Annotated in this window: 10 protein-coding genes; 1 reads left to right on the top strand and 9 read right to left on the bottom strand. The window is 63.8% G+C overall.

Going from position 1 to position 11,595, the window contains the following annotated elements:
- Positions 1 to 9: 9 nt before the first annotated feature.
- From ABD243_RS08965 to ABD243_RS08950, 4 genes are all read right to left on the bottom strand, one after another.
- Positions 10 to 1,275, bottom strand: a complete 1,266-nt coding sequence (locus ABD243_RS08965; protein ID WP_344364498.1) for an NAD(P)/FAD-dependent oxidoreductase — start codon at positions 1,273 to 1,275, stop codon at positions 10 to 12.
- Between the two features lie 2 nt (positions 1,276 to 1,277).
- A complete protein-coding gene (locus tag ABD243_RS08960) occupies positions 1,278 to 1,469 on the bottom strand; it encodes a ferredoxin (RefSeq protein WP_344364495.1) in 192 nt (63 codons plus the stop codon).
- 70 nt (positions 1,470 to 1,539) lie between these two features.
- Positions 1,540 to 2,736: a cytochrome P450 gene (locus ABD243_RS08955; protein WP_344364492.1), complete on the bottom strand. Its 1,197-nt coding sequence runs from the start codon at positions 2,734 to 2,736 to the stop codon at positions 1,540 to 1,542.
- Between the two features lie 111 nt (positions 2,737 to 2,847).
- A complete protein-coding gene (locus ABD243_RS08950; protein ID WP_344364490.1) occupies positions 2,848 to 4,371 on the bottom strand; it encodes an APC family permease in 1,524 nt (507 codons plus the stop codon).
- A 709-nt stretch (positions 4,372 to 5,080) separates the two neighbouring features.
- Between ABD243_RS08950 and ABD243_RS08945 the strand changes: the two genes are divergently transcribed.
- The gene (locus tag ABD243_RS08945; RefSeq protein WP_344364488.1) at positions 5,081 to 6,238 is read left to right on the top strand and encodes a sigma-70 family RNA polymerase sigma factor; all 1,158 of its coding nucleotides are present in this window, start codon (positions 5,081 to 5,083) and stop codon (positions 6,236 to 6,238) included.
- Here ABD243_RS08945 and ABD243_RS08940 read toward each other — a convergent pair.
- The 5 genes from ABD243_RS08940 to ABD243_RS08920 all read right to left on the bottom strand — a co-directional run bounded on the left by ABD243_RS08940 (position 6,171) and on the right by ABD243_RS08920 (position 11,585).
- Positions 6,171 to 7,535, bottom strand: coding sequence for an MFS transporter (locus ABD243_RS08940; protein ID WP_344364485.1), 1,365 nt, complete (start codon positions 7,533 to 7,535; stop codon positions 6,171 to 6,173). The two genes, ABD243_RS08945 and ABD243_RS08940, sit on opposite strands and share 68 nt — an antisense overlap.
- A gap of 49 nt (positions 7,536 to 7,584) precedes the next feature.
- A complete protein-coding gene (locus tag ABD243_RS08935) occupies positions 7,585 to 8,352 on the bottom strand; it encodes an amino acid ABC transporter ATP-binding protein (RefSeq protein WP_344364482.1) in 768 nt (255 codons plus the stop codon).
- Complete coding sequence (locus ABD243_RS08930; RefSeq protein WP_344364479.1) at positions 8,349 to 9,371, bottom strand: amino acid ABC transporter permease; 1,023 nt, start codon at positions 9,369 to 9,371, stop codon at positions 8,349 to 8,351. Before ABD243_RS08930 ends, ABD243_RS08935 begins: the two co-directional genes overlap by 4 nt.
- Positions 9,372 to 9,377: 6 nt before the next feature.
- On the bottom strand, positions 9,378 to 10,157 hold the full coding sequence (locus ABD243_RS08925) for an ABC transporter substrate-binding protein (protein ID WP_344364477.1): 780 nt from the start codon (positions 10,155 to 10,157) through the stop codon (positions 9,378 to 9,380).
- 204 nt (positions 10,158 to 10,361) lie between these two features.
- Complete coding sequence (locus ABD243_RS08920) at positions 10,362 to 11,585, bottom strand: alpha-hydroxy acid oxidase (protein WP_344364475.1); 1,224 nt, start codon at positions 11,583 to 11,585, stop codon at positions 10,362 to 10,364.
- Between the last annotated feature and the right edge of the window lie 10 nt (positions 11,586 to 11,595).

Raw genomic sequence — 11,595 nt, 5'->3', positions numbered from 1 at the left:
CGTTTGTTGTTAAGTTCGGGAAGCTGCGCCGTGCGCAACGGCAAGGGCGCAGGGCGGCTCTTGGTTGAGGACGGCATTGCGGTAGCGCAACTGGGTGCCGGCCGGCAGGCCCGCGGTGACTGCTCCGATCAGGCGGCCCTCCTTGAAATAGCCGACAGCGACCCCCGCCTCCGGGGCGGAGGTGTCACCCTCGAAAACCTCGATGGAGTCGGCGAGCGCCGGGCTGCCGACGCCCTGGATTCGGATCTTGAACAGGTCCGTCCAGAAAGACGGCAGCGGGGCGGAGGCTTCGGCCGGTTCCTCGCCGGCGAGGTACGCGAGGAGCGCGGGGGCGGCGATCTTGGCGGTGTCCGTCGGGATGGCCCAATGCTCCACGCGTCGGGCGCCGGCACCCGTGCGAAGGTCCGGGAAGCGGGCAACATCGCCTACCGCCACCACGGGTCCCGCGTTCACGACGCGAAGATGTTCGTCGCAGAGCACCCCGTCGCTGAGGTCCAGGCCGTTCCCCTGCAGCCACTCGGTGTTCGGGTGGGAGCCCACGGCCTCCACCACGACGTCGGCCGCCAGGCTCGTCCCGTCGCTGAGGACAACTCCGCCGCACGTGCCGGCGTCGTCGTCGTCGTTTTCCTTGGTGAGGAATTCCGTGACGCGCGCCCCGGAATGGGTCTCCACGCCGCGGGCATTGAGGAAGCCACGGACGCCATCGGCCAGTTCCTTGCCCAGGGAGCGTTCCATGGGGCCGCTCGCGCCTTCCACGAGGACGGTGCTGCAACCGAGCTCGCTGGCGGTGGCTGCCACTTCGCAGCCGATGAAGCCCGCTCCCACCACCAGCACGCGGGCCCCTGGCACGAGTTCTTTGTGCAGGGCGAGCGTGTCCTCCAGAGAGCGGACCACATGGCGGCCACCCAGCGGCCCGGGCGCGACGATCCGCGCCGGGCGAAGGCCTGTGGCAATGACGAGCCCGTCATAGCTGATGCTTTCGCCGCTGCCCAGCGTTACGGTCCGGGCGGCGAGGTCTGCAGCGACAATTTTGGTGCCCAGGCGCCATTCGATGCCGGTGGCGCTGGCCCGGGGCCTGAACTGCACCGCAGCGAGGGCTTCCTCCGGGGTGCCCGGCGCGGCGAGGAGCGCTTTGGACAGTGGCGGCCGGTTGTACGGCGGGTGGGCTTCCTCGCCGACGACGACGATCTCCCCCTCCCACCCGGCGGCGCGGAGCTGTTCGGCGGCCCGGAGGCCGCCCATCGAAGCCCCGGCAACGACGATCCTGGCGGACATGCCTAGTCCTTCAGGAAGATTGCCTGGACGGGGCAGACGTCGATGGCTTCTTCCACCTCGTCCAGAAGGGTGTCGGCAAACCCCTCTTCGAACTCGAGGATGCCGTCGTCGTTCATTCGGAAGACGTCCGGGGCGGCGATGGCGCACTGGCCGTGGTTGTCGCAGAGTTTCCGGTCGACGTGGATGTTTCCCATGATGTTCCTTAATTCGTGATGCGGTTGGTTCTTGGCGGTTCGGCGCTGGCTGCCCGGCGAGCCAGGCGGGCTAGGTGCGCTTGGTGAAGCCGATCGGCAGGCGGATGGGGCCCGTGTTGCCGGAGTCGGGCAGCCACTCATCTCCGCCGGTCAGGTGGGGGTTGGCGATGCGCCTGGCCAGCAGGGGAAGGGCTTCACTCATGTCGGCGCGTGCAACGAAGTGGCCCAGGCAGTGGTGCACGCCGCCGCCGAAGCCGTAATGCGGCGGGTTCTCGGCCAGCAGGTCCATTTCGGGGTTGGGGAATGCCTTCGGATCCGTGCCCGAGGACTGGGTGAAGAGGTGCACTGTGGTGCCCTTTTCAATGAAGAGGTCCTGGTAGGTGAAGTCTTCGACTGCCTCGCGGGTCACCCATGTGACGGTCGGGTTGGTGCGCATGACTTCCTCAACCGCTTTGCCGCCGAGTTCGGGCCGTTCGGCGAGCAGCTCCCACTGCTCCGGGTTGCGCATGAAGGATTGCATGGCCAGGCCGAGCTGGTTGCGGGTGGTGTCCATGCCGCCGAAGATCAGCAGGACCAGGGCGTTTCGCAGTTCTTCGTCGCTGAGCCGGTCGCCGTCGCGGCTGGCGAGGACCAGCCGGCTGACAAAGTCGTCACCGGGCTGCTGTTGGCGGTCCTTGATCAAGGCTTCGGCGTACTCATAAAGTTCCCCGACGGCGGCGTCCACCTTCTCGAGGTCACGCTTGAACGTGACACCCAGGGCAAGCCCCACCGTGGAGGCCAGGCGGGCGATCGTGGGCCATTCGCTTTCGTCGATGCCCAGCAGGATGGCCAGCACCCGGGTGGCGTAGGGTTCCGCGAAGTCACGGATGAACTCGCACCCGCCGTTGTCGATGAAGTTCGAAATCAGTTCCTCGGCCAGCGCCTGGAAGCGCGGGGTCAACTCCTTGATCATCCGGGGAGAGAACGCGGGGTTGAGCAGCCGGCGGATGCGGTGGTGGTCCTCGCCTTCGAGAACGAGCAGGTTCTTGGTCCACCAGTCATAGAACAGCCCGCCGTGCACGCCGTTGTGGTCCGGCCATTTGCCGCTTCCCTGTGAAAGCTTGGGGCTCTTGAGCAGCTTGCTCACTTCGTCATAGCGCAAGACGGCAATGCCGTAGTTGGTGCGTGCGTACCAACTCTGTTCGCGGGCTTCGCGAAGCTGTTCGGACTGCATGGCGAAGCTGGGGTCGGAAATATCCAGGTATGGAGTTTCCAGGGAGATGCTCATGGGTGGAGCCTTTCTTCTGGCATGCCGCAGCACGGGCATGCGGCGTGTTCTTGGTGGATGCCTGCGGATCGCCGCAGGCGGGGCGGTGCTGCCCTTAGCTAGATCGGACTCTCAGCTGTTAGAGGGGACGGTGATTCGTGGCTCCCCGGAAGGAATTGCGTCGGCTGCAGGCACGTTGCTGTGGCGGTACGGCTTCTTTATGAGCATGTAGGCCAGGCCGATGCCGACCACGACGGCGGCCGACAGCAGGACGAGGTAGTTTTCGTACCAGGGGGCGTCCGGCGTGCGGGGCCAGATCATGTTGGCGATGCCCAGGACGCCCCACGTGAGTGCAGCAACGTTGACGGGGACTCCCCATTTGCCGAGCCGGAACGATCCTGCGGGCTGCCAGCCCTTGAGGCGGGCGCGCAGTGCGGCCAGGACCACCATCTGGAAGGCGACGTAGATCCCCAGCGCGGCGAAGGACACGATGACGACGAGTGCGTTCTCCTGGATGGCGGAGGCCATCACCACCAGCGCGGGCACAATGGCTGCCAGGACCAGCGAGTAGGGCGGGACGTGCCGCTTTTCGTTGAACCTGGCCAATAGCCCGCTTCCGGGCAGCATTTCATCGCGTGCCATTGAATAGCCCAGCCGGCTGGCCGCGGCCTGGAGGCTCATGACACAGGACAGGAACGAGACAAGAACCACGCCCAACACGAGCCTGTAACCGACCGGGCCGAAGCTGGATTCGAGGACCGAGCTGACGGGGTCAACGTCTTTGCCGCTGATCACGGCACCGAAGTCCGGAACCGCAAGGATCAGGGAAAGGCAGACGAAGGTTGCGGCGAATCCGCCGATGTAGATGGTCATGCGCATGGCTTTCGGAATGCGGCGGCCCGGGTTGGCGATTTCTTCAGCGACATCCCCGCAGGCTTCAAACCCGTAGTACTGGAAGATGCCAATCAGCCCGGCGGCGGCGAACGCCGTGAAGTAGTTCCCGCCGTCGCCCGCCCCAAAGGAATCGAAAAGCACGCTCAAGTCATGGTGGCGGGAGGTGGTGAGGAGCCAGAAGCCGACCACCAGCGCGCCGGCGAGTTCGGCGATCAGTCCGAGCATGGCGATGGTGTTGAGGACTTTGGTTCCGCCCAGATTGATCGCCGTGGCGCAGGCGATCAGGATCAAGGCCCACATTCTGGTGCTGTCCGAACCCAATTCCACCCCGGCAACGGCACCGATGTAGGCGCCTGCACCGAACGCGACGCCTGCAATGGTCACGAGCATGGCCGTCAAGTACACCCAGCCGCTCATCCACCCCCACTTGCGGCCCCACAGGCGCCGCGCCCAGGGGTAGATGCCGCCGGCGACCGGGTAGTTGGAGACGATTTCACCGAAGACCAACGCAACGAGGAGTTGCCCCACCCCCACGATCAGGAATGACCAGAGCATCGGCGGGCCGCCCAGGCCCAGCGACGAGGAAAACAAGGTGTAGACGCCCACGACGGGCGACAAATACGTGAAGCCGAGAGAGACGTTCCCCCAGAACGTCATTTCGCGTTTGAACTGCTTGTCATAGGTGTAGCCGAGCCGCGCAAGGTGCGCGGCGTCTTCATCCAGCGGCGTCGTTGCCGGCTGGGGCGATGCTGTTTCAGACATCGAAGCTCCTTTGAGAGGCACAGGGGGTGCCAAGGTGTACAAGGGGTGAAGGTCCGCCGTGTGATGCGGTTCACTGCTAAAACTGTAGTTATGCATGTATTAAATGGCAAGAGATTGGTTGATCGGGTTTGAAATCGCCGCTAAATGCCTGAAATCTGGGCTCCGAGAGTATCCGTAACATTCGCAAAAACTTCTAAAATGAAGGAAAAGATCGGACGAAGGGCGTGTTCGCCAGCTCGTAGCGGCTGTCCTGCCATGGATGATCGGGCGGCCCGGCTTCCACCATCACGGCCGATGGCAACCTACCCGAGGCGATGAGGCTGCTCCTGACACACGTAGAGAGAGGGCGGACCAGCTGCTGCTTGGTCCGCCCGCTCTCTATCTGCCTCTCTCTGCCCGGCGCGGCCCTCGCCGGCGACATCGCCCGGAACCGGACGCAGGATGATGCCGCCGCCGTGGAGAGGCGGCATCGGTGGCATCAAACCGTTGAACCCCTAGCGTCTGGTGTCCGGCCGGCGGTTGGCCTTCAGCGCCGAAATTGTTGGGAAACGGGCAAAATGCCTCGTTAAGGCCGAAGATATTCCGGGGTTCCGGGAGTGTCAAAGTCCTGCGGCTACCGCCTTTGCAGGATCCGTCCATGCCCCCGAATGTTGTCACACCGGCCACGTAGTCTGCCTTCACGAGCTTGAACCGTCCGGCAGGGGATGACATGGCTGACCTGATCCACGAGGCAAACGGCAGGACGCCGTCCCCGCCTGCAGCCGTTGCCTCGGTCCCGGAATCATTCGATCCGAACGACTCTGACTGGCCGCAACTACTGGCAGCCGGCGGCGATTTCACCGACGACGCCGTCGCGGACTACCTGCGCCGGCTGAGCCAATACGACCTGCTCACCGCCGAGCAGGAGGTGGAACTGGCACAAGAGATCGAGGCAGGGCTTTTCGCGGAACAGCTCTTGGCGGACGGCACATCGCGGGTCGGCCAGGACATAGCCGAGCTGCGGACCATCGTTCTTCTGGGGAAGCGGGCTGCCGACGCGCTGCTCCAGGCCAACCTCCGGTTGGTAGTGTCCATCGCCAAGCACTACACCCACCGGGGCCTCGACTTTCTCGACCTGATCCAGGAGGGAAACATCGGACTGCACCGGGCCATCTGCAAGTTCGACTTCACCAAGGGGTTCAGATTTTCCACCTTCGCCGTGTGGTGCATCCGCAGCGCCATCACCCGGGCGCTGGTTAATCAGGCCCGTCTTATCCGGCTGCCAGGGAACGTCGTCGATCAGCTGCAGAAAGTGAGGTCGGCACAACGGACGGCCGCAATGACGGGGACCCTTTGCAGCCGGGAAGATCTTGCCCGGCTGACGAACAATTCGGTCGAGAACGTCGAATATCTGCTGACCTGGGACAAGCCGATCCATTCGCTGGACGGTCAAGTGCCCGACGGCAAGGGCGGCACCGAAGCGATGGCCGAACAGCTGTTGGATCCTTCTGACCCCGAGGCGGCTGATTTGCTCTTTCACCAACAGATGAAGGCGCAGGTGCATGCCGTACTCAACACACTCGAGGCCCGGGAAGCCCGGGTCATTGCGATGCGCTTCGGCATGACGGGCGGTGCAGGGACTACCTTGGACGCCGTCGCGAAAGCGTTCGGCATGACCCGCCACCGCGTACGCCAGATCGAGGTTACGGCGATGGAGAAGCTCAAACACCCGTCCCGGTCCAATGCCCTGCGGCAGTATCAGTTTGACTGCTGGAGCCCATCCGGCGGGGAGACGGCGTCGGAGTCCGCGCTGGCGGCCCCTAGGTTTTCTCCCGCTCCCGCCACAGCAGAGACACCACGAACACCACAGCACCCAGCCCGAGCATGACGAAAACCATCAGCCCCCAGTTCTCCTGGTTGACGCCGGTGCCATAGAAGATGCCGATCAGCACAGTGGCAGTGATTGCCCCCAGGTACCGGCAGGTCTGGTAGATCCCGGCGGCCACCCCGCGCTCCTCCATCCGGGTGGACAGGTACATGCCCTGGCTGGAGGCGATGCCGACCACGCCGTAGGGCACGCCCAGCAGTGCGGTCAGCCCAAACACCAGCGGAATGGCGAACGACGCCGTCAGCAGCCACATCGCCCCCGACGCCACAATCAGCAGCACGACGCCGGCGATCAGTACCCGCTTCACGCCGAAACGGTCGATCGCGCGGACTGCGAGGGGCGTCACGACCACCGACATCGCGGCGAGCGGCAGCATCAGAAGCCCAACGATGCCGGGATCGTAACCGCCGGCTTCCTGCAGCAGCTGCGGCAGGCCGAAGAACGCGAAGTAGTAGACGCCGCTGAACAGTGCAAAGCCGAGGTACACCAGCAGCAACGGCCGGTTGCGGCCCAGCAGCCGCAGGTCCAGGAACGGCGGACTGAACCGCAGCTCGCGCCAGACAAACAGCACGGCGAGCAGCATCCCGCTGCCCAGTAGCCACCAGCGGTAGGCAGGAAGCACGTTCAGGAGCGCCATCATCACCAGCACCATGGCGCCCAGGAACGCCAGAATCCCGGGGATGTCCGAGTCCCGCAGCAGCTCGGAGGCCCGGCCGCGTTCCCGTCCTTCGTCGGCGGGAGCGAAGCGCCGGACCAGCAGGATCGCGGCGATCGAGAGCGGAACATTGATCAGGAACAACGCCTGCCACCCGACCAGGCTCACCAGCAGTCCGCCCACCACCGGACCGACGGCGGCAGCCGAGGTATTGGCCATCTGGATCCGGCCCAGCGGCCGCGTGGACTTCACGTTCGCCTGCCGTGCCAGCGCCGCGACCATGACGACGGCGCTCGGAAAGGCGGTCGCGGTACCCAGCGCCATGAAGGCACGGGCCACGCAGAGCAGGGCAAAGTTCGGCGCGAAGGGAGCGAGCGCGCACGTCACTGCCACCAGGCCCATGCCGAGCATGAACAGCCGGCGCGGGCCGAAGCGGTCCGCCAGCCGTCCCATGAGCGGCTGGCCGGCCGCGGAGGTGAGGTAAAACGCCGTGATCACCCAGGTGACCGTGGCGACGTCGAGCCCGAAGTCTGCGCGCAGCACCACAAGGGCGACGGCGATCATCGAGGAGTTCAGCGGGTTCAGTGCCGTGCCGAGGCTGAGTCCGGCGACGGCGATGCCCGTCCGGGGAGAGTTGCTCACGGCAACAGTCTGTCCCATACCCGGCGGTGCCTGGAAACCTTGTGACGCGTCAGAGGACCTTGGAAAGGAATGCCTTGGTCCTGTCATGCTGCGGGTCGCTCAGGATCTGGCGGGGAGGCCCGGCCTCCACCACCACGCCTTCATCCATGAACACGAGCGTGTCCGCCACCTCGCGGGCAAACCCCATCTCATGGGTCACCACAATCATGGTCATACCGCTCTTGGCCAGTCCCTTCATGACGTCCAGGACCTCGCCCACCAGCTCCGGGTCCAGGGCACTTGTCGGCTCGTCGAAGAGCATCAGCTTCGGGTCCATGGCCAGGGCACGGGCAATGGCCACCCGCTGCTGTTGCCCGCCCGAAAGGTGCGCCGGATAGGCATCGCCCTTGTCCGCCAGCCCGACACGCTCCAGAAGTTCCACGGCCCGGGCAGTGGCCGCGGCCTTGGAAATCTTCTTCACCCGCATGGGAGCAAGGGTGATGTTCTCCAACGCCGTCAGGTGCGGAAACAGGTTGAATCTTTGGAAGACCATCCCGATTTCCTGGCGTTGGAAAGCCGCTTCCTTGAGCTTGAGCTCGTAAAGCTTGTCTCCTTTTTGCCGGTAGCCGACCAGCTGTCCGTCGACCGAAAGACGGCCGCCATCAACCACTTCCAGGTGGTTGATGCACCGCAGGAACGTCGACTTACCCGAACCGCTGGGCCCCACCATGCAGAGGACCTCCCCCGGGTCTACCTTCAGGCTGATTCCGCGCAAGACCCGGTTGGAGCCGAAATTCTTGGAAACCTTCTCCGCAAGGACCATTGGCACGCCCGTCATCCCTTACCTCCAGCATCAGTACTGAGCGGTGCACCCGGTTCGCCGGGCCCCGCCGTCAGTCCCGGTTCTGGCCCCGCGGGTTCCTTGCCAGTCGTCTTGAGCCGTCCGGTTCCCCGGGAGAACCGCTTTTCAATGAAGTGCTGGCCGACCATCAGGATCGAGGTGAAGAGCAGGTACCAAAGGGAAGCCACAATCAGCAGCGGTACGGGAGTGAACGTCACGGCTGAAATGCCACGGGAAACCCCATAGAGGTCAATGCTCAATGGAATCGCGGCCACCAGGGAGGTGGTCTTAAGCATCGAAATCACTTCGTTGCCGGTAGGCGGAATGATGATCTTCATGGCCTGAGGAACCACGACGTACCGCATCGTCTGTCCCCAGGACATCGCCAGGGCCGTCGAAGCCTCTGCCTGGCCCTCGTCCACTGACAGCAGGCCGGCACGCACGATTTCAGACATGTAGGCGGCCTCGTTCAAGGCCAGGCCGATCACGGCGGTGATAAACAAGTTCGTGAAGATATCGTTCGGGACGGTGACCCACGGCGGAGTGAACGGAATCCCCAGCGTGAAGACCGGATAGATCAGGGACACGATGCCCCAGAACACGAGCTGCACGTAGACGGGAGTTCCCCGGAAAATCCAGATATACAGCCAGGCAATACTCTTCAGCACCGGATTTGGTGAGAGCCGCATGATGGCCAGCAGCAGGCCGATGACGATCGCGCCGATCATCGCGTAGATGGTCAGCCACAACGTCACCCACGCGGCCTGGCTGATCCGGCGGTCGAAAATGTACTTTCCCACGTCCGGCCAGCCGTAGTCGGGGCGCTGGGCAGCGTCGAGCACAAAGACCGCCAACCCGAGCACCAGGACCACGGCAATGAAGATCCGCCACGGGTGACGCAGCGGGATCGCAACGATCGCCTCCGCCGGCGCGTCGTCCGTGTCCTGTCCTGCGCGGGCTCGCCGCTTCCCATCAGGTTCCGACTCAAGCATCCTGCCGGATTCCGGCTCGCTCATTTACTATCACCCTTTGGCTGCCACGTTGAGTGCCGCCGTCTTGATGCCGCCGGCTTCCACTCCCCACTTGGTCAGGATCTTGTTGTACGTGCCGTCGTCGATCAGCGCCTGGAGGGCCTTCTGGAGGACGGGCGTGAATTCACTGCCCTTGGCCACAGGGATGCCGTACGGCGCCACCTCAAAGGCGTCGCCGGCGGTCTGCAGCTTGTCCTTGGTCTTGGAGATGGCATAAAGAGTCACGGGCGAATCGGCGCTCATCGCGTCGACCTGTCCCACCACGAGGGCGTTGGTCGCCTGGTCCTGCGCGTCGTACTTGAAGATGGTGATCGCCGGCTTCCCTGCATCCGTGCAGGCCTTCGATTTTGCTGGCACCTCATGCGTGTCCTCATAGGTGGTTGCCTGGACAGCGACTTTGAGCCCGCACGCGTTGTTCGGGTCCACGGTCTTGCCCTTGGGAGCGGCCCATTGGATGCCGGCAGAGTAGTAGTTCACGAAATCCACCTGCTTTTCGCGTTCCAGTGTGTCCGAGAACGAGGACATTCCCATGTCATCCTTCCCTGCTTTGACGGCAGGAAGAATGTTGTCAAAGGTGCCGATGTCGAAATTGACCTTCAAGCCCATTACCTTGCCCAAGGCATTGGTGAGGTCCACAGACCAGCCAGCGGGCGCACCGTTATCGTCCTTGAACTCGTTGGGCGGGTAGTTGTTAGCCATGCCGACATTGAGCACGCCGGAACTCTTCATTTTCTCCGGAAGCGACGCGGCAATGGCGTCATTCTTTTTCACGTCGATCGTGTCAGCTGTTCCGGATGCCCCACCAGAGGGGGTTGGTTCACTGTTGTTGACACAACCGGAGAGGGACATCGCCGTAGCTATGGTGAGAACGGGAAGAAGGTATCGGATGCGCATGGTTTCCTTAGCTGTTCAAAGATCCTCTAGGCTCCCGCAAAGCTGCGGAAGGGCACTACGTGACTGCTAGTTCAGGACTCATCAATTCGTGTCACCTGGCGCTCTTGTTTCGAGGATTTCTCCGGAATGACGAATGTCCCGAAGAATTTCCCCGCCTCGAACTTTCAACTCGGAAATGCTGGAAACGCCCACTAACGTCATCGTACGCCGGAGTTCATCGGCGAGGATCTCAATGATGCGCCCGACACCCGGTGAGCCGGCCGCCACCAATCCGTAAAGGTAGGCCCTGCCGATCGCACAGGCATCGGCTCCGAGTGCCAACGCCTTGAGGATGTCGTTCCCCCGGCGGATGCCTGAGTCCACATAGATCTCGATCGAATCGCCCACCCGCTGCCGCGATTCCTGGAGGACATCCATGGGGCTCAGCATGTGGTCGAGCTGGCGTCCGCCATGATTGCTCAGCTGGACGGCGTCCAGGCCAATGCGGGAGGCCTTCGCCACGTCGGCCGGGTTGACGCAGCCTTTCAGCACGATCTTGCCATGCCAGGCCTGCCGCAAGGCTTCCAGTTCCGTCCATCCGCTGGTCGCATCCGAGTGGCCAAGGATGTCCTGCCACATGGACGGGGTAACAACAGAGGTGGCCGCGGCACTGCGCGGATCCAAATTGGGAAAACTGATTCCGTCCGACTTCAGGAAGTTGATCCACCAGGACGGACGTCGGGCGATGTCCGCAATGGTTGACAGCGTCAGCGCGGGAGGCGCGGTGAAGCCGTTGTGGAGGTCCCGTTCCCTGGAACCCAGCGCCCGCGTATCGACGCCGACAATCAGGGTGTTGAACCCTGCGGCGTCGCAGCGCGCCAGTTTGTCCTTCAACGCCTGGGCGTTGGAGGTGAGCCCGAAGTTGAACCAGCGGTCAAGAGACGGGTGTCGCTCGGCGATCGTTTCCATCGCCACGGTGCTCAGCCCGGCCAGCCCGTAGGGGATGCGGGCCCGGTCCGCGGCAGCAGCGACGGCCAGCTCCCCCTCGGGATGGAACAGCCGGGTGGCCCCTGTGGGTGTCAAGGTGAGGGGCAGGGCACTGTCTTTTCCGAGCAGGGTCGTCGTCGTATCGGGTCCGGACACCGGACCCCAAGTGGGCATGAGTGCCCAGGCGTCGAAGACAGCCCGGTTGCGGCGGAGAGTCACTTCGTCTTCAGATCCGCCGTCGAGGTAGTCGAAGATCCCTGCCGGCAAGACCTTCTTTGCCGATTTCCGGTATTCCTCGACGTTGTAGGCGCCCGCCAGCACACGCCGTTGGCGGGACAATACGGGAGCC

It is taken from the genome of Arthrobacter humicola, assembly GCF_039531445.1.
Classification (GTDB): Bacteria; Actinomycetota; Actinomycetes; order Actinomycetales; family Micrococcaceae; genus Arthrobacter; species Arthrobacter humicola.
This window is presented reverse-complemented; position numbering and strand designations above follow the sequence as displayed.